This window comes from Acinetobacter sp. YH12142 (assembly GCF_013418435.1).
Lineage (GTDB): Bacteria > Pseudomonadota > Gammaproteobacteria > Pseudomonadales > Moraxellaceae > Acinetobacter > Acinetobacter amyesii.
Map to the genome: position 1 here is coordinate 82271 of NZ_VPCB01000002.1, position 22913 is coordinate 105183.

General features: G+C 39.9%; 22 protein-coding genes, 1 other RNA gene and 1 pseudogene. 7 read left to right on the plus strand and 17 right to left on the minus strand.

Annotated features, from left to right (window positions below; genetic code table 11):
* Position 1 precedes the first annotated feature (1 nt).
* From FTU77_RS02140 to FTU77_RS02155, 4 genes are all read right to left on the minus strand, one after another.
* A complete protein-coding gene (locus FTU77_RS02140; RefSeq protein ID WP_078188703.1) occupies positions 2-685 on the minus strand; it encodes a response regulator transcription factor in 684 nt (227 codons plus the stop codon).
* A 226-nt stretch (positions 686-911) separates the two neighbouring features.
* Positions 912-1691, minus strand: a complete 780-nt coding sequence (locus FTU77_RS02145) for a glutathione S-transferase N-terminal domain-containing protein (RefSeq protein WP_180054422.1) — start codon at positions 1689-1691, stop codon at positions 912-914.
* Between the two features lie 145 nt (positions 1692-1836).
* A complete protein-coding gene (gene rraA / locus FTU77_RS02150) occupies positions 1837-2349 on the minus strand; it encodes a ribonuclease E activity regulator RraA (protein ID WP_180023800.1) in 513 nt (170 codons plus the stop codon).
* A 10-nt stretch (positions 2350-2359) separates the two neighbouring features.
* Entirely contained in the window at positions 2360-3025 is a 666-nt protein-coding gene (locus tag FTU77_RS02155; protein ID WP_180041099.1) for an NAD(P)H-binding protein, read from the minus strand.
* A 215-nt stretch (positions 3026-3240) separates the two neighbouring features.
* Here FTU77_RS02155 and rpsT point away from each other — a divergent pair, with 215 nt between their 5' ends.
* The gene (gene rpsT / locus FTU77_RS02160; RefSeq protein WP_078188707.1) at positions 3241-3507 is read left to right on the plus strand and encodes a 30S ribosomal protein S20; all 267 of its coding nucleotides are present in this window, start codon (positions 3241-3243) and stop codon (positions 3505-3507) included.
* Positions 3508-3611: 104 nt separating this feature from the next.
* Here rpsT and FTU77_RS02165 read toward each other — a convergent pair whose 3' ends face one another.
* The gene (locus FTU77_RS02165) at positions 3612-6206 is read right to left on the minus strand and encodes a M66 family metalloprotease (protein ID WP_180054629.1); all 2595 of its coding nucleotides are present in this window, start codon (positions 6204-6206) and stop codon (positions 3612-3614) included.
* Positions 6207-6650: 444 nt separating this feature from the next.
* Between FTU77_RS02165 and FTU77_RS02170 the strand changes: the two genes are divergently transcribed.
* Positions 6651-7094 carry a hypothetical protein gene (locus FTU77_RS02170; protein ID WP_180054424.1) on the plus strand — a complete coding sequence of 148 codons (444 nt, stop codon included), beginning with the start codon at positions 6651-6653 and terminating at the stop codon, positions 7092-7094.
* An 88-nt stretch (positions 7095-7182) separates the two neighbouring features.
* Here FTU77_RS02170 and FTU77_RS02175 read toward each other — a convergent pair whose 3' ends face one another.
* Together FTU77_RS02175 and FTU77_RS02180 are read right to left on the minus strand one after the other, a co-directional pair.
* A complete protein-coding gene (locus tag FTU77_RS02175) occupies positions 7183-7926 on the minus strand; it encodes a histidine phosphatase family protein (RefSeq protein ID WP_078188709.1) in 744 nt (247 codons plus the stop codon).
* A 69-nt stretch (positions 7927-7995) separates the two neighbouring features.
* Positions 7996-8847, minus strand: a complete 852-nt coding sequence (locus FTU77_RS02180; protein WP_180054426.1) for a 3'(2'),5'-bisphosphate nucleotidase CysQ — start codon at positions 8845-8847, stop codon at positions 7996-7998.
* A gap of 13 nt (positions 8848-8860) precedes the next feature.
* On the opposite strand from FTU77_RS02180, the gene FTU77_RS02185 reads away from it, so the two are divergent.
* From FTU77_RS02185 to FTU77_RS02200, 4 genes are all read left to right on the plus strand, one after another.
* Positions 8861-9562, plus strand: coding sequence for an HAD-IA family hydrolase (locus tag FTU77_RS02185; RefSeq protein WP_180004628.1), 702 nt, complete (start codon positions 8861-8863; stop codon positions 9560-9562).
* Complete coding sequence (locus FTU77_RS02190; RefSeq protein WP_180054428.1) at positions 9555-9995, plus strand: RNA-binding S4 domain-containing protein; 441 nt, start codon at positions 9555-9557, stop codon at positions 9993-9995. The genes FTU77_RS02185 and FTU77_RS02190 overlap by 8 nt, the downstream gene beginning before the upstream one ends.
* Positions 9996-10140: 145 nt before the next feature.
* Positions 10141-11184, plus strand: coding sequence for a recombinase RecA (gene recA, locus FTU77_RS02195; protein ID WP_180054430.1), 1044 nt, complete (start codon positions 10141-10143; stop codon positions 11182-11184).
* Positions 11185-11264: 80 nt separating this feature from the next.
* Positions 11265-11909 carry a regulatory protein RecX gene (locus FTU77_RS02200; RefSeq protein WP_180054432.1) on the plus strand — a complete coding sequence of 215 codons (645 nt, stop codon included), beginning with the start codon at positions 11265-11267 and terminating at the stop codon, positions 11907-11909.
* Positions 11910-12013: 104 nt separating this feature from the next.
* On the opposite strand, the gene ffs is transcribed toward FTU77_RS02200, so the two are convergent.
* An RNA gene (gene ffs / locus FTU77_RS02205) (signal recognition particle sRNA small type) lies at positions 12014-12110 on the minus strand.
* A 291-nt stretch (positions 12111-12401) separates the two neighbouring features.
* Between ffs and FTU77_RS02210 the strand changes: the two are divergent.
* Positions 12402-13263: pseudogene (locus tag FTU77_RS02210) on the plus strand (YbgF trimerization domain-containing protein).
* Positions 13264-13323: 60 nt separating this feature from the next.
* Here FTU77_RS02210 and lpxA read toward each other — a convergent pair.
* From lpxA to uppS, 9 genes are read right to left on the minus strand one after another with little or no spacing between them, the layout of a single operon-like run.
* Positions 13324-14112, minus strand: a complete 789-nt coding sequence (gene lpxA / locus FTU77_RS02215; RefSeq protein ID WP_168377606.1) for an acyl-ACP--UDP-N-acetylglucosamine O-acyltransferase — start codon at positions 14110-14112, stop codon at positions 13324-13326.
* A complete protein-coding gene (fabZ, locus tag FTU77_RS02220; RefSeq protein ID WP_171263789.1) occupies positions 14109-14594 on the minus strand; it encodes a 3-hydroxyacyl-ACP dehydratase FabZ in 486 nt (161 codons plus the stop codon). Before fabZ ends, lpxA begins: the two co-directional genes overlap by 4 nt.
* A gap of 5 nt (positions 14595-14599) precedes the next feature.
* A complete protein-coding gene (gene lpxD, locus FTU77_RS02225) occupies positions 14600-15670 on the minus strand; it encodes a UDP-3-O-(3-hydroxymyristoyl)glucosamine N-acyltransferase (protein ID WP_180048912.1) in 1071 nt (356 codons plus the stop codon).
* Between the two features lie 3 nt (positions 15671-15673).
* Positions 15674-16174: an OmpH family outer membrane protein gene (locus FTU77_RS02230; RefSeq protein WP_180054434.1), complete on the minus strand. Its 501-nt coding sequence runs from the start codon at positions 16172-16174 to the stop codon at positions 15674-15676.
* A gap of 41 nt (positions 16175-16215) precedes the next feature.
* The gene (gene bamA, locus FTU77_RS02235) at positions 16216-18735 is read right to left on the minus strand and encodes an outer membrane protein assembly factor BamA (RefSeq protein WP_180054436.1); all 2520 of its coding nucleotides are present in this window, start codon (positions 18733-18735) and stop codon (positions 16216-16218) included.
* Positions 18736-18775: 40 nt separating this feature from the next.
* Positions 18776-20131 carry an RIP metalloprotease RseP gene (rseP, locus tag FTU77_RS02240; RefSeq protein ID WP_180021708.1) on the minus strand — a complete coding sequence of 452 codons (1356 nt, stop codon included), beginning with the start codon at positions 20129-20131 and terminating at the stop codon, positions 18776-18778.
* Positions 20132-20134: 3 nt separating this feature from the next.
* A complete protein-coding gene (gene ispC, locus FTU77_RS02245) occupies positions 20135-21331 on the minus strand; it encodes a 1-deoxy-D-xylulose-5-phosphate reductoisomerase (RefSeq protein WP_180007768.1) in 1197 nt (398 codons plus the stop codon).
* Entirely contained in the window at positions 21332-22156 is an 825-nt protein-coding gene (locus FTU77_RS02250) for a CDP-archaeol synthase (protein WP_078193533.1), read from the minus strand.
* The gene (gene uppS, locus FTU77_RS02255) at positions 22157-22912 is read right to left on the minus strand and encodes a polyprenyl diphosphate synthase (protein ID WP_180041113.1); all 756 of its coding nucleotides are present in this window, start codon (positions 22910-22912) and stop codon (positions 22157-22159) included. It lies immediately after the preceding gene.
* Between the last annotated feature and the right edge of the window lies 1 nt (position 22913).

Below are 22913 nucleotides of genomic sequence, written 5' to 3' on the forward strand. Positions count from 1 at the left end.
ATTATAGAATACCCATAGATCTTGCTGTACTCACGGCTTTGGTTCGTTTCGTTACGGCTAATTTGCGATAAATATGTTTAATATGGCTTTCTACCGTATAGCGAGAAACAAAAAGCTGTTCAGCAATCTCACGGTTACTCAAACCTTGAGCAACCAAACATAAAATTTCTTTTTCACGACTGGTCAAGAGGTTCAGGTCTGCTTCATCGGCGACTGTTTGTTCTGGACTTGGCGCTTCGGCTTCGGATATTTGTTTAAGGATTTCTCGTGCAATAAATGGGTCAATCGGCGCCCCACCACGTAAAATACTCCGAATAGATAAAAGTACTTCAGCATCATCACGTTCTTTTAATACATAGCCCGTTGCACCTGCTTTAATTGCGGCAAATAAGCTTTCTTGTGTACTCCATGCAGAGACAACCAAGATCATGGTATTACTTTCGAGGGAACGTATTTTTTCAATAATTTCGATACCACTACCATCAGGCAAACCTAAGTCAACTAAGGCTAAGGATATCGGTTGGGTCTCTACGGCTTGAATAGATTCTTTAACATTTTTGGTGAAGATAAGCTCTTCACGCTTATAACCCAGCTCTGTCAAAATTTGACGTAAACGTAATTGAATAATTTCCTCATCTTCAACGACGAGCACCGGTACGGGTAGTATGACTTCTTGTGGTGACATGATTTACTTCCCCCGAAAAAATGAAATGTCTTTTACATTAATGAGTTTAATCCTTTTAGGATATCCCTATAATTAAGTAAATTTCTTATTTTTTAACAATTTATTCTAATTCAATTGATGCAGCTATGATGCATTTTTCTTCTAATTTTAGACCCATTTATCATTACAACATGTGTATAGCCATCAGTCTGACTATACACTGCACTAAGCTTAAACTTGAGTGAGATTAGCTCAAATATTGCTTTTTCAGATATTGCACAATTTTTTCAGATTCAAAAAGTTCTACACCAGTATTAGGATCTTTCAAATATGGCACTTGTATATTGTTCCCCATGATTTTTAACACTTGTTCACGCTTGCCACCTTTCAGGGGTACATATTTACCAGGTCTTAAGCGCATTACCGCTAATCCCTGATCTTGCCAACGTTCCTTAGCCACATTATGAAAGATATATGCCAATTCCATTTCAGACAATGCGCTACGTACGATACGTGTATATGGACTCGCTTCAAAACCCCATAGTTCTAAGAGTTGAGTTGGTGCATCACGATGAATAACTTTACGCTGCACCCACACCCCTTGAGCCCCATTAATTAAAGTTCCAACATAGGCAACATACGGAATTTTAGGATAATTGGCATACTTCTTAGGAGTCTGACCTGTTTTGCCATAATGTTTAAATAAATGATGAATAATTTGCTGAGATTCGTACAAACGATCCCCAGTATTGTCATCCACCAAGAAAGGAAATTGTTGTTTTCCACCTAATTTCTGTACCTCTAAACGGTACTTTTTAGCCCCTTTGGGACATGGGTAGACCTCATAATCCAAATTGAGTGTGGTTAGTACTTCTCGTACACGACGACAATAGGGAGACCCTTCAAATTCGTACAGCTTAAGGGCTTTTTCAGGTTGTTTCGGATAAGGCGTCCCATTTGTACCTCGTCCGCCTTCTGCTACGCCTGAGAGCAACGCTTGCGCCACTTTTAATTGATGCAACAACATACTTTTTCCTTTCTTTTTTTATTTCGTATTTTTATACAACAGCCGAGAGTCCTCAGCTGATGTTTGTATTTTCTTTTTCACATTTATATCGTCGTGTATGAGCAAGAATTACGCTTTCATTCCACGACTAAAAATTCAAGTACGCTTATAGAACAACCAATTGCTCTTTTGAAACAACGATGCCGTTATTATCAGCATAGATAAAATCACCAGATTGAATGTTTACACCACCAAAACTCAATGGAATATCTGTTTCACCCACGCCTTTGCGGTTACTTTTTTGTGGAATTGCGGCCAAAGCATGCACACCTAAATCAAGTTCGGCAATCGCATCAACATCACGCACGCAGCCGTAAATAATGACGCCATTCCAATGATTCTTGACTGCAGATTCAGCAATCATATCGCCCATCAAGGCACAGCGCATCGAAGCGCCACCATCCACAACCAATACTTTACCCGTACCATCGGTTGCCAATAATTCTTTAACACGAGAGTTATCTTCAAAACATTTAACCGTCACCACCTGACCGCCAAAACTTTTTCGTGCACCATAACTTTGAAAGAATTTACCATCCAAAGACGGGATCACCACTTGTAATTCTTTGTCTGGATGATCATCAAGTAAATCACAGGTGACGAATGGAACTGTAGACACGGTATTTCCCTCATTTAATTGTTAGTATGCGTAAATTATCATAAATCTCGAACTTTTCAGTCTGAGTTTGTGCCGCCTCGACCATAGTATTAGCCACTTGCTGTGCTGTCACTGGCTTAAATTTGAAACGATCAGGTACAAAATGCGAAAAGCGCATATAAAGTTTCTGTGTCGCATCTTCTAAACGTCGAGATTCATGACGCTCACCAAGTAACAGCGAAGGTTTTAAAATCGAAAGTTGATTTAACTTTAAGGTTTTTAAATAATATTCCAATTCACCTTTGACTCGATTATAAAAAAACGCGGAATTGGCTTTTGCGCCCATTGCACTGACAATGATCAGATGTGTGTCTGTATATTCTAATAATTCAGCGAAATGTGCATTGATGCTAAAATCAATTTGATAAAAATGATCTTTAGACCCTGCTTTTTTAATCGTCGAGCCTAAACAACTAAAGGCATGACTATAATCTCGCACATCATCCTGAGTCAGGGAAAGAAAGTCACTGATCACCATTTGTTGAACTTTTGCCAGTCCATTCAGTTCATGATCACGCTGACGTACCACAGCAGTAATATTCTTACATCTTGCATTTTGACTGAGCTGACGAACCAATTCCCGCCCGACCAATCCTGTTGCTCCGATGACAATCGCATTCTCTATACTTTTAGTCATTTTTCATACAATCTCAATTACTTTAGACTAATCTAACGTTTTCTTTAAAATTTTTCTGCATCTAAAATGTTGTCAAAGCATGTCAAGACTTGACTTAAGCGCTTAGTTTAATCACAATATGGCACTTGTTTACGGGCTGGTGATAGTTCTTCTGATGTTGGTTTTCAGATGTAATTTCAGCCCGCCCAGACCAATCTATTTCAAGGAGTGCACGAGTGGCAAACTCTGCTCAAGCAAAAAAACGTGCTCGTCAAAACGTTAAAGCACGTCAACACAACGCAAGCTTACGTTCTATGGTTCGTACTTATCTTAAACGCACAGTAGCTGCTATTGCTGCTGGTGATTACGCTGTCGCTACAGAAGCTTACAAAAAAGCTGTTCCTGTAATCGACCGTATGGCTGATAAAGGCATCATCCATAAAAACAAAGCTGCTCGTCATAAGAGCCGTTTAAATGCACAAGTTAAAGCTTTAGCTAACTAATTTGTTGCGATGAAAAAAGCCCTTTTTAGGGCTTTTTTTGTGCCTATTGATTTTTAAAAGCAAAAAAATAAGGTCCTTATTGGACCTTATTTTCTATTTACAGATTATTTATTAATCAGTTTCATATTCGTCGCTGATAAATATGTCCATAATAAGTTTTTGCTTGCTGTCAAATTTGTCCAACGTTGATTGCCACCGTTGGTACAGCTATATCGAATTAAATCCGCACGGTTATTTTGCAAACGTCCCGTATTTAAATCCATGCATTGACCACTTTGACGAATCGTTGTAGTCGCAGGGTCCATGGTCCAAATTTGGTTGGTTTGGTTTAACACGCAACGTTCTAGCGTCACTTTAGCTGAACCACCGTTGCCTGTTATGCATTGATCTGGATTTGACTTACTGTGTATCCGACCAATGGCATCATATACCCACTGTTCAGTATCATCCGCCGTACAACCGCTTGGGCCACTGATGTATAAATTTAATGTTCCATCAGTTAAGGTTTCAGATTTCAAACAGTTGTTACCATTTTTGATCAATGTCGCCTGCTCGAACAAACCTTCTTGAGTGACTGAAAGCTTTTTCATAAATGCTTCGAGCGCGCTTTGCGCCTCAGGTACTTGATTGGTTAGGTCTTGTGCATATACATTCATCCAACGATTTAGTCGGTATGCTGTGTTTTGTTGCGACTCATAACGGGTTAATTGCTGACGCGCCACACTATTCATCAATGACTTGTCATTTTTATATGACTCATACAGCATTTTTTCAGTTGGATTTAGTGCAACAACAGCATTTGCAGCTTGCGCTTCCAAAGCACTTTCTAATTGAGGAAGTTCGATAGCACGCAATGCACTATAACCATGCTGACGCCCAATTTTGACAGCCGGCTTGATCGCTGTGCTGTAAACTGGAATATCAATATTTGCTAATAATTTGGCTTCTTCACCTGCTTTTTTACAATACAAATCAACTTTCTGTGGTTGATCTGCCAAAGCTAAATTGACATGCAGTTTATTGGCATTACTACCTAGTCGTACAGGTGCTAAAGCAATATTGTTGACTTTATTCGTGTATTGCACATTCAACCAACATGCAGCTTGGTCTAAGGCCGTATTGGCCGCCGTTAAATCATAAACATTACCCCAGTTTGAACGTGCCGCAGGATATAACAAACCGACTTGATTGACTGGATCATAGCCCCCTAAAATGGTAATGACAGGCTGACCAAAAACCCGTGGTCGTGGATAATTTTGATCTGCGTTATACCAAACCGGAGCCGTCGAATTTGGCATCTTCGGTTGAGCGACTTCCATTTCACGAGTGGTTTTGTTCCACTTTTTGTAGCCGGTAGGCGAAGTTTCATCCCAGACATAACGGTCAAAGTGTGGTTGAATTTTCAGGAATGTGCTGTAACCCGTATAGTGTGTGTAGCGTGATACATTACTATCAGGATACCCGCCGGACATGGCATCTTTTCCGTACGGGAACAGATTTTTAAAATTTGGGATACCATTCGCTCCATCCCACTTCCATGTCGCCGTCCATGATAGATTTCCGCGCATCATATTGCGATTGGCAATATAACCCCATCCACTGTCCGCATGATGTGCAGCCCAAAATAGATTGTCACCTACCTGACCAGGGTAATGTCCTAAACCATAGTGATGGCCAATTTCATGGCTAAATTCATTCCCTACAGAATCATAAAGCGTGAGCATGCCATTACCACCACTCAGTCCATGAGTATGCACACCATTGGCATAGTTCCCCTTCGTATGATGGACAACTACTGTTTGGGTTAATTGTGGCTGACTTTGGTTGGCCATAGATGCACTGGTAATACCCCAGTTAGCAAGGTTTATACCAACACTAAAGGTTGATTTACCGACATCCTCACGCATGTCTCCTGCATAAACACCACCATCTCCGGCACTTTTACTGTCATAAATAACACCTGAAGATACCATTGCACGTGTTAACTGAATATCATCATATTGTGCAACCGTCATTTCTGCTGCAGGAATGGTTTGGAAATAATCTGTGCCCGCTTTTTCAGGCTCTAGTAGCATATAGTGGCCGGTAGAATTTGGCTTATCTGCCAACATACCAACACGGATATTATTTAAAACCAATTCCCCTGGTGCAGCAAAATCGATTTTATCCTCAGCCAATTCACCGCTGACTTTATTTGCATCGATAAATTTTAATCTTAGACCGGGTTTAACTTCATCCCAATTGAGTTTCGTGGTCCACGCGCGTTTACTGTACCAAACATCTGGACGACCTCTTTGCCCACTCTGGTCTGAAACAGGCATTTGCGTCGGATCATCCAATGTCGCGGTACGAATTAAGCGATTGTTTTGATAGATTTCTACTTTGAGTTGCTTGATGTTTTGCATATCAAGTGTTGGCGTCACGATAAGCAGCGCTTCTTTTTCACTGGTTAACCGTGGCATTTTCTTGGCTTCGTTCGCATTCGGATCGACGACATGACTTTGACCAAATTGAACTTGCGCTGAAAAGTTGCCGACTAAATCATTTCGTATTTCACGAACAGCATCATTTGCATCGTAGTCATAAAAGCCAATACTGGTATCATCGACTATGTCTTGGGTCGGTTCTGGATAACTTGAAGTTGATGCAGAACCACCTGAACTATCACCACCGCCTCCACCACCACAAGCAACCAACATTAATGACACAATACAAATTGATAACTTGTTATATGAAAAACCTATCACACTTTTCACTACTATTCCCCAATTAGCCACAAAAAAATCCAATTAAGAGATCTACATAAAATATATAAATCAATTAGTTATAATAAATTCAATACTATTTCTTTTGTATAAATCATTCAATTGCCGCGTTTTGTCACTTATTAACAATTCAAATAAAATCTAAATATTTAGTATTGGCTGAATCAGGATTGGTGTGACAGGTACTTCACTTTTCAACTAAAATTAAGATGTAGGCCTTTAAATACAATCGTATATTCCCGACAAAAATTGTCAGGATATTTTTAGAAACTTTGAAAATAAAAATTTTTAGAAATGGTTTAATCCCATATATTTTTTATGGTATTTTAATTTTCATCCTAGGCTGCCATTGCTGTACAAATGAAAAGAGGGATGAAAATGTCGATTAACCAATTTTTGCCATCATTAGAAAAGTTTGCAGAAGCAGAACATCAATATATTGAATATTTTACATCGAAAGGTGAAAAAGACATTTTAGGTAAAGTCATTTCAAATATGAAATCGACCGCAGAGATTCAAGCCTCTCAAGGCGTAGACTCATGGTTAGCATATGGCGTGTATTTACCTGCTGTAGAACGCATCTTTGCGCTGCATCAAGGTGAAACAGAAGCTGCATTTTTTGAACGCACACAATATCCCGTTGAACTCGTGCAAGCGTATAGCATTAAAGATCATGACATTGCGACATTGATTGCCGCTGACAAATACAGTCGAATCCACCAACAACATCTCCCTGTCAATACTAGCTGCTGGCCTTATAGTGACGACGGTTCAAGTATTGATTTAAATCAATACCCTGCGCGAATTAAAGCCAATATTTAATCTTTTATTTAGTGAAATATTGAAGCAGATAAAAAAGGCATCCCGTACATGGATGCCTTTTTTAAATATTTTGTATGCGCAAAAATACTTAGAGTTGCTGCTCAGCCTGCTGAAATTCACGAATATTTAATTCATTTAGTTCACCACGCCAAATCCATTTCAGTTTAGATTCAAGGAATACATCTCCTTCAAACCAAACAAATAAACCTTCCATCATTTTAGGCCAATCTTCGCGTGTCACGATATTTTTACCTGAAATAATGGCAAGAATTGCAGCCAAAATCGTATCATGACTCACCGCTAGACTCAGACCATAGTCATTGGTTGGATGAGTGTTGTAAATCAACTCCAAAACATCTACCACCCCATGAATGGGCTGTTTCATACCCGGCAAAGCATTATTCACAAAACTATTGATAAAGCCTAAAGCACCTTGCTTTTGAAAGTATGGTCCTGCTTTTTTAATATCGAGCACAAAACTTCCCGGCTCGACCAATAATCCTTGTTCAATGATCTCGATATGGTGGGTATTCGGTTCAATCGTGACGTTATCTGCACCTTGAATCATCAATGCTGCCGTATCCACACAGCGCTGAATTGGACTCGAAATACAGTGCTGAATAACACGGTCGGTATTTTCAACCAAATAGCTGCCCCACGCTTCGGCTAAATCACGTCCTTGATGGGTCAGTTGCAAGTCATAACCAGCCAAACCCTGTCCTTGTACAACTTCACGAATGGAATGACGTGTAAACAATGTTACAGGCGTCTTTTCATCCGGCAATAAGTCTATTGCTTTCAGCATACTCGGTGGGAGCAAATCTAGGGCCATAATTGACAGTTCTTAAATGCAGGAGATTTAACGGAGTGTGCAGACACTATAGCATGAACCCGATTTAGCTCAAGTTTTGTCAGGCATGTTTGCCAAAGCATTTAAGGCCAATTCTTTCATTTCGGCATTTTTAAATGCAATAAACCCACCATTTAATAAAGTCGTGCGTTGGTTATAAAAAAAAGGGCGACCTTTAAAATCAACCAAACCACCACCAATACGCTCGATTAAACATTGTCCAGCGCTCGTATCCCATTCACAAGTCGGATGAAAACGCGGATAAATATCCACTCGATCTTCTAACATCATACAAAACTTATATGCACTACCAGCATGGTAGGCCTGATAAGGAGTGAGTTTTTCTAAAGCGTCTAGATAGTCCGTATAAATCGGCTTATTTTTGGCACTTTGACTCAAGCCAACGTGTACGACACTCTCTGCAGAGGTTTGAACATATTCATACCATGCAGTGGACTGGCTATCATATTTCAGCGGCAGTCCCGCAAAGGGGCAAATATATACGCTATATTCCCCCGGGATCGCCAATATGGCAAAGGTGGTATTGGCCTCATCTACCAAACTCAGATTAATGGTAAATTCAGGTCTTTTATGTAAAAACTCTTTGGTACCATCCAAGGGATCAAGCAGCCAAAATTTTTGCCATTGCATACGCTCAGACTTATCACCTTCTTCTGACAATATAGGCAAGTTAGAAACTTTGGATAATGCTTGGGTAATATAGCTATTTGCACGATAGTCCGCCTGCGTTACCGGTGAATCATCACTTTTACGTTCCACATCAAAATTCGCTCCTGAGCAATAACGCTGATATTCTTCTCGCAAAATTTCGCAAGCTTGTGTCACAATGGGAACCAACTGCAAAATCAGTGGGTCTTGCGGTGCTGTTGTTGTTTTAAACATAGAATACCTTTATATGCCAAATTACTCAGAAAAGCCGACGATCATTTTCGATATGGACGGTACTTTACTCGATCTTGCCTATGATGATTTCATTTGGAATGAGCTGCTGCCAATTCGCTATGCTGAACAGCATCAGTGCTCACTCGAACAAAGCAAGCAAACGCTATTTAGTTTTTATCAACAGCATAATCATACCCTAAAATGGTACTCCTCTCGCTTTTGGACGTCACAAGTTGGCGTTGATGTTCTGGAAATGCAAATAGAACAAAAAGCCAAAGTGGCTAAACGTGAAGGTTGCATTGAGCTGCTTACCTATCTAAAAGAAAATGGCTATCCTATTTGGCTTGCGACCAATGCCGACTATGCTGGCTTACAATTCAAACTTGAAGAAACCGGTCTTCGTGATTTTTTCGATGTTATCGTCAGTTCAGAAACGCTCGGTCATGCCAAAGAGTTTATTGAGTTTTGGCAAATATTAGCAAGCAAACATTCCTTCGATGCAAAAAACTGTTATTTCATTGATGACACAGAAAAAGTACTTAATGGCGCAAAACTTTTTGGGATCGAACAGCTCTATTCGATTCAGCAGCCTTCATCTGCCAAAGCGCCTCGCGAGACTTGCAATTACCCAATGCTGTCCGCATTAACAGATTTAATCCCTATTTTAGAAGCTCAAATGATTGAGCAAGCCGAGGAACAGAAAAAATATGCGTAAATCAAATCTAGCCGAAGATGCGGTTGGTATGCGTATAGACAAATGGTTGTGGGCTGCACGTTTTTTTAAAACCCGCTCTATTGCCAAAAATGCGATTGAAGGCGGTAAAGTTCATCATAATGGTGAACGCGTTAAAGTCTCTCGTGAAGTTCGTGTAGGCATGGAATTAACCATTGCACAAGGCCTTGAGAAAAAAACCGTGGTGGTGAAAGCACTGTCGGATGTTCGTGGGCCTACCCCAACCGCTCAGCTACTTTATGATGAAACTGAAGTCAGTATTGCAAAACGGGAATTGCTCGCATCACAAAGAAAGTTGCATAATCTAGCTCGGCCAGATCATCGACCAAGTAAAAAAGATCGTCGAGATATTGGTAAATTTAAAAGAGAAAATGATCAACAGTTTGACCAGCAATGGTCTTATAATGATGATTAAGTTAAAGCGTCACAACATGTCGCACCTGTTGTGATTTTCATAGAACAAAAGGATGATTTCTGTCACTATACCCTCGTGGAACAGATTTAAACTGAATACATCCACTTGAGTATATTGTTTCGTGACATCGTATTGAGGTTGTAAGATGGATGATAATAAAAGCAAGGCGTTAAATGCGGCCTTAAGCCAAATTGAAAAGCAGTTTGGTAAAAACACCGTAATGCGTCTTGGTGATAATACTGTACAGGCGGTTGAGGCTGTCTCTACGGGTTCTTTAACACTAGATATCGCACTAGGTATTGGTGGTTTACCTAAAGGTCGTATCGTAGAAATCTACGGTCCTGAATCTTCTGGTAAAACGACTATGACATTACAAGCCATTGCCCAATGTCAAAAAACTGGCGGTACTTGTGCATTCATCGATGCTGAACATGCATTAGACCCTCAATACGCACGTAAACTTGGCGTAGATATTGATAACTTACTTGTTTCACAGCCAGACAATGGTGAACAAGCACTTGAAATTGCAGACATGCTGGTACGTTCAGGTGCCATTGACCTGATCGTTGTCGACTCGGTCGCTGCACTGACCCCTCGCGCCGAAATTGAAGGCGAAATGGGTGACTCACACATGGGCTTACAAGCTCGTCTGATGAGCCAAGCACTGCGTAAAATTACCGGTAATGCGAAACGTTCTAACTGTATGGTGATCTTCATTAACCAAATCCGTATGAAGATTGGTGTAATGTTTGGTAGCCCAGAAACCACAACTGGTGGTAATGCACTTAAATTCTATGCATCTGTACGTTTAGATATCCGCCGTATTGGTCAAGTGAAAGAAGGCGACGAAATCATTGGTTCAGAAACCAAAGTGAAAGTTGTGAAAAACAAAATGGCTCCTCCATTCCGTGAAGCAATTTTCCAAATTCTTTATGGTAAAGGCGTGAACCATTTAGGTGAGCTTGTTGACCTCGCAGTACAACAAGAAATTGTTCAAAAAGCAGGTGCTTGGTATTCATACCAAGGTGACAAGATTGGGCAAGGTAAAAACAATACCATTCGCCACTTAGAAGAACACCCTGAACTTGTGCAAACTATCGAAAAACTGATTCGTGAACAACTTCTGACTACGGGTACAGCACCTGTAGAAGACAAAGACGAAGAAGAACCAGACTTTTTAGATGCTTAATTACAGCATACTTTAATAGCAGACGAAACGCCCTACGGGGCGTTTTGTTTTGCACTCAAAATTTGTATTAAAATGACCCCATGACTAAAGACCATTTTCCACTCTTGCTTGATTATGAAGCACTGAAACAACAGTTTGCAGAAGCTGAAGAAACTACCTGCGTAAATCATGCTGTACAAACTGACATTTCACATAACAATACTTCGGTGATCGATCACACTGCATTGCATTTTGACACCAATAGTAAAGATGTTCATGCTGAAAAAAAACCAGGACTGCGCGGCTCTCGTCTACGCTCCTACGCTTTTGCAGTACTCACACGTAAAGAATACTCAAAAGCGGATTTAATCGAAAAATTAGCACTGTATGCGGATAGCCGAGAAGAAGTCATACACTTGGTGGAGGAACTCGCGCGTGAGAACTATCAAAGCGATCAGCGTGTAGCAGAGATGGTGCTATCGAGTCAAAAACGTAAAGGTAAAGGCCCTAATCGTATAAAGCTCGCGTTAAAAAATAAAAAAGTAGACAGTGAATTAATTCAGGATGAATTAAAAGAAACAGATTGGGTCACTGAAGCCTACCAGCTCAAAATAAAAAAATTTGGCAAAGCTGTTGAACGTGATCCAAAACAAAAAGCCAAACAAATACGTTTTTTACAATATCGAGGATTCGATCTCGATACGATTTTTAAAGTGATTGCACGTAAAGAATTTGAAGACGAATAACAAAGATATAGATCTAAATGAAGAATTAATAAAATTAAAATAAAGAAGAATATAGGATTGAAAAAATGAGAGGACGTTTAATTTATTATTGAAACTGGTGGCAACCCTACCAGCAAGACTTCGGCACATCATATTTCTACTACCGTTGCTACCTTCCGGTCCTGGCGGGGTTTGTAGAGTACAATTGCGAAGTAACCAGCAGGGCTACCATTGCAAGAACAGAGTATAGAGATTTTTAATAAACATGCAAGACTAAAACCGAGAATTCCTGAGTAGAAAACACTGTTTGATTATTTATAAATCAATATGATGGTCGATGATGTAGAAAACGTGAAACTTCATCACTATATTTTTACTTTAATACACAACAAGATTGTAAAAGCTTATTGCAATTCAGAACTTTGGCGTTTTTAATGTGCTTATCGTTTTATCTAAAGCTGTCTGTAATAAAACTATTCTATACGGACATGCTTGTAACTACATGGAATTTTTATGATGTTTAAACAGCATGTATTGTGTGCCCTTACATTGACTTGCTCAGGTGCATTATTTGCCAATATTCCAATTGAATCTCGTGGTTTGAGTGGCGCTAATAATGGCACTGTGTATACAGCAAATAATACGGCCATTCAAACAGGTGCTGGCTCTCCCCCTATTCCAACCAATTTGAATTGGCAGCTTATGCAGAAGAACCAACAGCTCGAAAATGAATTGCGTAGCTTACGCGGTAAAATGGAAGAGCAAGACAATATTATCGAACAATTAAAAAGTGAACTTACAAACCGCTATGCAGATTTAGATCAACGTTTAGAACTACTCCAACAAAAAGTAGATCCAAGTGAAGACACAGAGGCTGCGGAGGATAACCAACAAGGTACTGCACCCAGTAACAGCTAATACAGCGCCTACACCTATTAAACAACCTACGACCCAAGCAACATTAAGCTCATCTGCAAACCAACCTGTAAATGCAGGTGGTGACTCACTTGAGCTCGAGAAAGCGGCATATACCGTTGCTTTAGATGCATACAAACAAGGTGGTGCGAAAAAAGCCATTGCACCGATGAAAAACTTTATTAAGAATAATCCTAACAGTGTCTATATTAGCAACGCATATTTTTGGCTAGCTGAGTTCAACCTTGCTGTTGAACCGACCAACTACGCGGAAGCGAAAAAGAACTATAGTATCGTAGTAGATCAATACCCTGAGTCGACCCGTGCGCCTAGAGCGTTATATCAACTGTATAGCATTGCAAAAGATGTCGATCGAAATAGCAGTTTAGCAACGCAGCTCAAAACCAAGCTCACCCAAAAGTATCCAAAATCTGAAGAAGCAGGCTTTGTTAAAAAATAGTTCTATTTTTTAATGCAAAAAAAAGACACCTTATAAGGTGTCTTTTTTTATTCGCAGCATTTAGCGTACGATACCGCGCTTAGACTGCTCAAGTGAGTCAATCAACAATTGCGCTTCTGCCACTTCAGGCAAAATTTCAGTACGAATACGCTCAATCGCTTCATTCGTCGTTAATCCATCTTTATAGATCAATTTAAAGGATTCACGTAAACCTTGAATCACATTTTTAGACCAACCTTTACGACGCATTCCTTCAATGTTCATGGCAAAAGCATGGGCTGGATTACCAGATACCATGACATAAGCAGGTACATCTTTCAAAATAAGAGATGCACCACCAATCATACTGTAAGAATCGATTTTACAGAATTGATGAATACCAGAGTTACCACCTACGATGACATAATCACCAATGTGGACATGACCTGCAACGCCGACGTTATTAGCAAAGATATTATGATCACCTACCACACAGTCATGTGCAATATGTGTATTCACCATCAATAAATTATGACTACCAACTTTAGTTAGACCCTGATCTTGAACAGTACCACGGTGTAAACTACAGTGTTCACGAATCGAGTTATGATCCCCGATTTCTAACCAAGTTTCTTCACCAGCATATTTCAAGTCTTGGCAGACTTCACCAACACTGGCAAATTGAAAAATTTCGTTATGTTGACCAATACGGGTATAACCACCCACCACAACATGTGAATGCAGTTTAGTACCCGCTCCAATTGTGACTTGAGGACCAATAATACAATATGGTCCAATTTGCACATCCGGAGCAATTACTGCTGATGAGTCAATAATGGCGGTAGGATGAATTAATTCGTTATTGCTCATGCTGTCTCTGTTTTCTGATGCGAAACCATAATTTCCGCGGTTGCTGCGACTACGCCATCTACAGTGGCAACACAATTATATTTGTAAATGCCACGCTTTTGCATCACTAATTCTGATTTTAATACAAGTTGATCGCCTGCAACGACTTGTTTTTTAAATCGGACCTTTTCTGCACCAGCAAATAAGAACAACGAACCCGCTGAAGGTTTCTCATTATTCATGATGAAACCTAAGATACCCGACACTTGCGCCAATGCTTCAACAATCAGCACACCCGGCATAATTGGGTATTCAGGGAAATGGCCCTGTAAAAATTCTTCGTTAATCGTTACATTTTTATAGCCTACAATCCCGTTGTCAGTCACTTCAACAACACGATCAACCAATAAAAACGGATAACGATGTGGCAAATATTCACGAATAGTCTGAATAGTCATTGGTAATTCAGGTTTTGTGAAAGCTGGGGTATTCGACTCTGTCATCATAATTATTTACGCAATTTAAATGTTGATTCAAGGGACTCAATTTGAGACTGCATATGATCAAGTCGTTTGACCAATTGGGTCAATGGCACATCTGCTAATTGTTTAAAGCGGATTGCTGCCTTTTTCCAAGAACCACTTTCAAGCATTGGCGTACCTGAAGAATAACTTCCAGCAACGGAAATACTTTTTGTGACCATTGACATACCGGTAATTGTCACATTATCTGCAATATTAATGTGACCTACGATACCAACAGCCCCTGCTAGCACACAATTTTTGCCAATAGTTGTACTACCTGCAATGCCACATTTCGCAGCCATTGCCGTATTTGCGCCTACTTTGACGTTATGCGCGATTTGCACAAGGTTATCAATAATGACACCATCTTCCAAAATTGTGTCATCTAAAGCACCACGGTCGATACTACAATTTGAGCCAATACGCACATCATTCCCAATGCGTACAGAACCTAATTGAGCAATACGATGCCATTTCCCTTGATAAGGCGCAAAACCAAACCCTTCACCACCGATCACCGTATTCGCATGGATACGTACACGATCACCTAACTTGGCTTCACCAGTAATCGTCACATGCGAATCGATAAAACAATCTTTACCAATTTCAACACCGTGATCAATCTTCACTTGTGATTCAATGCGAGTACCTTCGCCCACCACACTATTCGCACCAATCACCACATAATGCCCAATATAAGCAGTATCAGAAATGATTGCAGAAGGATGAATTTGGGCAGTACTTTCAATTCCTGTTTCTACAGATTTTTTTTCAAAAACATGCGTCAGAATAGCGAAAGCCAAATACGGATTGGGTACAACAATAAAGTTTTGCTGTGAAGGGATTTGTGACTGCATGTCTGCAGTCACAATCAGCGCACCAGCCTGAGACTGTTGAGCTTCATTCAGATATTTATCTGCGCTTAAAAATGCAAGCTGATGCGGTTGAGCACTCTCCAAACTTGCCATTCCACTGAATTGCAAGTCTAGCTGGCCAATACATTGACCTTGAACAAGTTGAGCAAGCTTTTCTAAACTGAATTTTTGAGAATTCATTGATTATTTAATTGCATTAACCTTTTGAATCATTTTATCAGTTAAATCAAACTTAGGGTCATACGCAAGTGCTGAATTTTTATTCAAAACAACATCTAACTTATTTTCTGTGCGCAATTGTTCTGCAACTTGCTTGATTCGAGTATCCATCGTGCGATTTAAGGACTGAATATTCCCTTGAACCGAAGCTTGAACTTTTTGCTGTAAATCAGTCAGCTCTTTAAGTTTAGCTTGATACTGTTGACCCATTTGCTGCTTTTGCGCAGCAGTCAACTTATCACCACCCTGCTGAGCTTTCTGTTGCATTGCTTCCAGCTCTTTAGCAAGTGATTCAATTTTAGTGGTTTGTGGTTTCAACTGCTGTTGAATTTGAGCATTTTGTTGTTTTAGATAAGTGCTTTGATCAACCACCTTTTCTAAATCTACCACACCGTAACCTGCTGCATGTACCACTGCAGAACATGACATACCCAATACTGCCAAACCAGCAAATAATTTATTCATCTTATCAACCTGTAATTTTGTTATACCTAGAAGGGTCGTACTTAGAATGTACGACCAATCTCGAATTGAATTTCTTTTGTTTCATCGCCAGCTTTATCATTAAGCGGGAATGCATAACTCAGTGAAATTGGACCAATCATCGTGATCCAAGTAAAGCCAGCACCAACGCTATAACGCATATTATTCATATCAAAGCCGTAGTTATCTTTACAGTATTCACGAGCGTTATATGTTTGACCATCTTTAACCAATACACTATCCGCGGCTGGAACGTCACATTGGGTATCAAATACTTGTGCTCCTTCAGCAAACAATACTGGACGTACTTGACGCGCCCAATCGCCTTTGAAAGGCACTGGTAAGGCTAATTCAGCACCAAATTGGACAAGTGCATTACCGCCCACTTCCTCAAAATCCAAATCTTCTTTACCAATACCTTGATAGTAAACACCATCGTATTTTGGACCTAAAGTGCTGTTGTCATAACCACGTACCGACCCAAAACCACCTGCATAGAAGTTTTTATAGAACGGTAAATCATTACCATAACCCAACTTACCATAGCCACGAACCACAAAGTCTTTACCGAGTGGGAAATAAGCTTGTGCATCGTAAGTGACTTTTTGATATTCAACATCACTACCCGGTAAGGCAATTTCAGTATTTACACGATGTGACATACCTGAAGTTGGGAATACAGGACGGTTTAGCGTGTTATACGACCAACCTAAGTTTAAGTTATAGGTTAAGAAATCACCTTTAAATTCATCATTATAAGTTATTTCAGGCACTGAACATGGCTCATAACCTGTAATTTTGCCATCAGCATCTTTAATTGGTACTAAGTCAACTGGACAATAGCTAGTTGAATGTGTTGCCTTACCGCCATTTGCAAGTAAGTAATCACGCACATATGTAGAAACATATGGACCTGTAGTCACATCAGTTTGGTCTACGTTTAAGCCCATACTGATACTTTGGTTTTCATCGATCGGATAACCGAAGTTAATACCACCACCAAAACTATCAGTGACGTAGTTGTTAACGTTATAGTCGTTATCTAACTTGGTTTTACGGTAGTACAAGTTATAACCACGGCGTACACCATCAATAGTGAAGTATGGGTCAGTTACACTGAGGTTGTAATAATCTTGAGTCTCTGAACGAGACAAATCGATAGAAACTGCATTACCTGTACCCAAGAAGTTGGTTTGACTCAAACCTGCTTGGAAAGTTACACCGCCACTTTGTGAGAAACCAACAGCTAAAGTACTTGTCCCCGAATGCTGCTCTTCAACATTTACATTTAAATCAATTTGATCTGGGGTACCCGGAATACGTGCAGGCTTAACATCAACGGTTTTAAAGAAACCAGTACGTTCTAAACGCACTTTAGATAAATCAATTTTTTCGTTACTTGCTAATGCACCTTCCATTTGACGCATTTCACGACGTAGAACTTCATCAGCTGTTTTCGAGTTACCTGTGAAATTAATACGGCGAACAGTGACTTGCTGACCCGGATTCACATAGTAATTTAAATCAACCAATTTGGTGTCTTTATTGATTTCAGGAACAATGTTCACTTCTGCAAAGTAGTAACCTGCGTTACCGTATTTACGAAGTAAAAGTTGTTTCACACCATTCACTTTTTCTTGTGAATATAAATCGCCATCTTTATAGAGTTTTAAAGCGTTTAAATCAGTTTGCGTATAAAGCGTATCACCTAAGAAATGAGTTTTACCAAACTTAAATTGTTCACCTTCATCCACCGAAACTTCGATAAAGACGTGTTTTTTATCTTCACTCAAATTCAGACTTGAATTGGTAATGTTAAAGTTGATGTAACCTTTGTTGAGATACATCGCACGTAAAGCTTCTAAACTCGCAGCCATCTTTTCACGTGCATAACGGTCATTACGAGAAATGATCGAGTTCCAACCACTTTCTTTTAATGCAAAAATTTGTTTAATTTCGCTTTCTTTAAAGACCGTATTACCAATGATATTGATATCAAATACTTTGGCAGATTGGCCTTCTTCAAACTCGATTAAGACATTAACACGGTTGTTTGGTTGAGCGGTTGTAATAACTTTGACATCAGCATCATAACGACCTTGCTGCATGTACTGTTGTTCTAATTCAGTTTCAACCGTTTGCAAAGATGATTTCTTTAAAACTTCACCTTCGGACAGACCCATTTTCTTTAAGCCTTCTTCCAAGGCTTCTTTAGGAATAAGTTTATTGCCTTTTAGCTCAACTTTAGAAATAACTGGACGTTCAACCACTGTATATACAAGGGTATTACCGACTTGTGTAGACTTCACATCATCAAACAAACCCGATGCAAACATGCTACGAATTGAGTTTGAAATGATTTGATCATTGACACGATCACCAGCGGAGAATGGGATCATTCCGGCTACATTGTCAGGAGTTAAACGCACTAAGCCATCAACACGAATATCTTGTACTACAAAATCATCTGCTGCATATACTTGTTGTGCTACGGCCATAGCACTAACCAGTGCCAATGGCATAAATAAATGTTTGTGCTGCATGCCAGTCTTTTCCGCTGTTAATTTATTTCGTATAACGTTCTTATAAACGCATAATGTCATTGAATAGAGCCAGTAGCATCATGCTACCCAGCAATACCATACCAATTTTTAATCCAACCAATTGTATTTGTTCAGAAACAGGTTTACCACGAATTAATTCAATAAAATAGTAAATTAAATGACCGCCATCGAGCATAGGAATCGGTAGTAAATTTAAAATACCTAAACTCACACTCATCAGTGCCATAAATGAAATGAAGGTTTGCCACCCCATTTCAGCACTTTGTCCAGCCACTTTCGCAATGGTAATCGGACCAGATAAATTATCCAAACCCACCAAACCACGCACCATTTTTACAATAGAATTCAGGATCATACTAGAGATCTGACCTGTTTTTTCTACCGCTTTTCCCATCGCCTCTACAGGCGTGTATTGAATGGTTTGTTTGTATTCGGCTGGAATATTGACTTTACCCGGATCGCTTTGTACACCTAAAAGCCCTGTGACTTTACCCATTTGGTCACGCTTACCTTGCGGCATCACGTTTAAATGCACAATTTTATTTTGTCGTAAAACATCAATTTTAAGTAACTTTTCTGGAGAAGCTTGTACAACTTGTACAACATCAAACCAGTCTTTCATTTTTACGCCATCAATCGAAACAATTCGATCACCCACTTGCATCCCTTGGCGAATCGCTGCGCCATCTTCACTGAGTTTTGAAACCACTGCAGGAATTTCAGGACGATATGGCGTAAAACCAAGAACATCGAGTGGTGACTGAGTTTGATCGCGTAAAAAACTCTGAATTGGTAAACTGAAGTTTTGAATTTGCCCTGCACGTTCAGCTTGAATTTGAATATTGCCAGTTTCACCCACACGATCAACCAAGGCATAATTCAAGCGCTCCCAAGTGGATACTTGAGTACCATCTACGGCAGTAATTTTATCACCAGACTGCATTTGCGCAGCCGCTGCTGGTGTATTTGGTAAAATTTTACCTACGCGCGTATTCAGCTGTTCCTGTGCAGGTAAAAATAAAATCCAAAACAACACCACAGCAAAAGCCAAGTTGATGAGTGGCCCTGCCGCAACAATTGCAATACGCTTCCAAGGGTGTTGTCGGTTAAATGCTTTTGGTAAGTCTTCTGCTGCGACATCACCTTCTCGTTCATCCAACATTTTGACATAACCACCTAGTGGTAATGCAGACAGTTGATATTGAATACCCGACTTCTTTGACGTCCACTTAAGTAGTGTTGGGCCAAAACCAATCGAATACACCAAAACCTTTACGCCCAGTTTACGTGCAACGAAATAATGCCCAAATTCATGAATCGCTATCAGCGGTCCAAGTAGCAATATTGCTGCAATAATCATAAACAAGGCATTCATGTCTTAACTTCCTGAATTCAATACTGCTTTTTCAGCAACCATACGTGCCGATTTATCTGCATGCAAAATAACATCAATATTATTTGCAGCTGAGTTTTCAACTTGCCCCAACACATGTTCCACAATTTGAGGGATTTGAGTAAAGCCAATTTTCTCATGCAAAAATGCTGCCACGGCGATTTCATTGGCTGCATTTAAAATCGTAGGAGCTAAGCCCCCAGCCTTCATGGCTTGACGTGCTAATTTTAGTGCTGGGAATCGCTGTATATCAGGCTGTTCAAAGTTTAACTGTGAATGAACAAATAAATCTAATGGAGGCACATGTGTTTGAATACGCTTTGGCCACGCTAATGCATGAGCGATAGGCGTACACATATCAGGATTTCCCATTTGTGCCAAAGTCGAACCATCTACATATTGAACCATTGAATGAATGATACTCTGTGGATGGACAACAACTGTTACAAATTGTTCTTCAACTGCAAAAAGATGACAGGCTTCGATTAATTCCAAGCCTTTATTCATTAGCGTTGCAGAATCAACTGAAATTTTTTGCCCCATCGACCAATTTGGATGCTTACAGGCTTGGGCCGGCGTTACACTTTGTAATTGTTCTAAACTATGATGTAAAAATGGACCACCAGAAGCGGTAAGTAAAATTTGTTTGACACCTAGCTTTGGCTGACCATGACGCTCACCTTGTAGATAAGTTTCAGGTAAGCATTGGAAGATTGCATTGTGTTCAGAATCGACTGGCAGCAACAAAGCATTATTTTCACGTGCGGTCTGAATCATGATGTCACCCGACATCACCAGCGCTTCTTTATTTGCAAGCAACACGCGTTTACCTGCTTTCGCAGCAGCCAATGTAGGTAGCAACCCTGCCGCACCAACAATAGCTGCCATGACCACATCAACCTGTGGATGTTCTGCTACTGCGATTAATCCTTCTTCATCATGCAGGATTTCAATATCAGTTAATTTTTCAGCTACGAGTAATTGGCGCAGTTCATCCACTTTATTGAATGGAACAACTGCGATTTTCGGTCGATATTGTTTGCATATTTCGACAAGTTCTACAATTCGGCTATGTGCAGTGACTGCAAAAACTGAATACTCTTCGGGATGCTGTTGCAGAATCTTTAAAGTACTTTGACCAATGGATCCTGTTACACCCAATATACAAACAGATTGTGACATCTATAAATCTACGCCAATTAATTTTAAAACATACATACCTGCTGCAAAGATAGGTGCTGCAGCAAGCAACGAGTCAATACGATCCAGCACACCACCATGTCCGGGAAGAATACGACCAGAATCTTTGATCCCTGCACGACGCTTGATCATCGATTCAAATAAATCACCAAGTACTGAACTAAATACTGTTATTACTGAAAGTATTAAAAATAAAATATGTTCAGCGATGCTTAAATCAAGATAAATAATTTCAACAACAATAACTATTAGCATTGCAGTGAATAGACCGCCATATAAACCTTCGATCGATTTATTTGGGCTCACATCTGGTGCAAGTTTTTTCTTACCAAATTTACGTCCCACGAAGTATGCACCACTGTCTGCACCCCATACCAACAGGAACAGATACATGAGCCACCACGGTGAGTTCATCCACACAGAAAAAATAGCAGTTACCGCAGCAGGAACTAAGACTAAACCAATACCACTCAGACTCGGGTTATACCAGTTATCGTAATCAGGATAAGACTTCACCCAATAGACACTTAAGATCCAAGTAAAGATCGAAGCCGCCCAAAGCAGTAATGCAACATCTGTAAAATGCAATGCTAGTGCTGAAAGAATAGCAGTGACTAGACCATAGCCCCAAGCGAAAGGTTTAATCACATTTTGTGTATTCCGCGGCATGAGTTTGAACCACTCATAACCCGCGACAGCTGATGCAATAATCATCAGCACAAGCATTGGGTATTTAGACTCGGTTGCAAACATGCAACTCAGTACAACTGAAACCAGTACCAATGCGGTTATTATCCGCTCTAACATTTATTTATTCTCAAACTGCTCTTGTTGAATCTGCTCTGAAGTCTTACCAAAACGACGTTCACGACCACCAAATACCGCTAGTGCGTCGTCAAATTCTTCAATGGTAAATTCAGGCCATAATGTCTGGGTAAAATAAAGTTCTGCATACGCAGCTTGCCAAAGCAAGAAGTTCGAGAGACGGAAATCACCACCTGTACGAATTAACAAATCTACCGGAGGTAGATCACTTAAACTGACATATTGACCAAAGACTTCAGCATCCACTGCTTCAAGATTTATTTTGTTAGTTAAAACATCTGCTGCGATTTTTTTTGCAGCCTGTGTCATATCCCACATACCACCGTAACTAATTGCAATAGTTAAAGTCATGCTGTCGAAATTAGCAGTCCTTTGTTCGGCTTGCAACATTAAGTCACGTAAGTTAGGAGATAAACGAGAACGATCACCAATAAAACGTAGGGAAATGTTAAATTTTTCCATACGTGGCAACTGCTCATGAATGGTCTCTTCGAGAAGAGCCATCAACAAATCAACCTCAAACTGAGGACGATTCCAATTTTCACTCGAAAAAGCAAAAACGGTCAGTGCTTGGATATTTCTTTTACGACAATGTTCAACGATGGGATCTAGGATGTCCTTTCCAGAACGATGCCCTTCACCTTTTTGCATTTGATTCTTTTTGGCAAAACGATTGTTGCCATCCATAATGATGGCAACATGTTTTGGAAGACGGGAAGTTTCTTCAGATGAGGTCATT

Bases quoted from the DNA above. Each gene is read 5' to 3' on its own strand.
- FTU77_RS02140 (WP_078188703.1), bottom strand. From the start codon at position 685: ATGTCACCACAAGAAGTCATACTACCCGTACCGGTGCTCGTCGTTGAA.
- FTU77_RS02145 (WP_180054422.1), bottom strand. From the start codon at position 1,691: ATGTTGTTGCATCAATTAAAAGTGGCGCAAGCGTTGCTCTCAGGCGTA.
- FTU77_RS02155 (WP_180041099.1), bottom strand. From the start codon at position 3,025: ATGACTAAAAGTATAGAGAATGCGATTGTCATCGGAGCAACAGGATTG.
- FTU77_RS02165 (WP_180054629.1), bottom strand. From the start codon at position 6,206: ATGTTGGTTGCTTGTGGTGGTGGAGGCGGTGGTGATAGTTCAGGTGGT.
- FTU77_RS02170 (WP_180054424.1), top strand. From the start codon at position 6,651: ATGTCGATTAACCAATTTTTGCCATCATTAGAAAAGTTTGCAGAAGCA.
- FTU77_RS02175 (WP_078188709.1), bottom strand. From the start codon at position 7,926: ATGGCCCTAGATTTGCTCCCACCGAGTATGCTGAAAGCAATAGACTTA.
- FTU77_RS02180 (WP_180054426.1), bottom strand. From the start codon at position 8,847: ATGTTTAAAACAACAACAGCACCGCAAGACCCACTGATTTTGCAGTTG.
- FTU77_RS02185 (WP_180004628.1), top strand. From the start codon at position 8,861: ATGCCAAATTACTCAGAAAAGCCGACGATCATTTTCGATATGGACGGT.
- FTU77_RS02190 (WP_180054428.1), top strand. From the start codon at position 9,555: ATGCGTAAATCAAATCTAGCCGAAGATGCGGTTGGTATGCGTATAGAC.
- recA (WP_180054430.1), top strand. From the start codon at position 10,141: ATGGATGATAATAAAAGCAAGGCGTTAAATGCGGCCTTAAGCCAAATT.
- FTU77_RS02200 (WP_180054432.1), top strand. From the start codon at position 11,265: ATGACTAAAGACCATTTTCCACTCTTGCTTGATTATGAAGCACTGAAA.
- lpxA (WP_168377606.1), bottom strand. From the start codon at position 14,112: ATGAGCAATAACGAATTAATTCATCCTACCGCCATTATTGACTCATCA.
- fabZ (WP_171263789.1), bottom strand. From the start codon at position 14,594: ATGACAGAGTCGAATACCCCAGCTTTCACAAAACCTGAATTACCAATG.
- lpxD (WP_180048912.1), bottom strand. From the start codon at position 15,670: ATGAATTCTCAAAAATTCAGTTTAGAAAAGCTTGCTCAACTTGTTCAA.
- FTU77_RS02230 (WP_180054434.1), bottom strand. From the start codon at position 16,174: ATGAATAAATTATTTGCTGGTTTGGCAGTATTGGGTATGTCATGTTCT.
- bamA (WP_180054436.1), bottom strand. From the start codon at position 18,735: ATGCAGCACAAACATTTATTTATGCCATTGGCACTGGTTAGTGCTATG.
- rseP (WP_180021708.1), bottom strand. From the start codon at position 20,131: ATGAATGCCTTGTTTATGATTATTGCAGCAATATTGCTACTTGGACCG.
- ispC (WP_180007768.1), bottom strand. From the start codon at position 21,331: ATGTCACAATCTGTTTGTATATTGGGTGTAACAGGATCCATTGGTCAA.
- FTU77_RS02250 (WP_078193533.1), bottom strand. From the start codon at position 22,156: ATGTTAGAGCGGATAATAACCGCATTGGTACTGGTTTCAGTTGTACTG.
- uppS (WP_180041113.1), bottom strand. From the start codon at position 22,912: ATGACCTCATCTGAAGAAACTTCCCGTCTTCCAAAACATGTTGCCATC.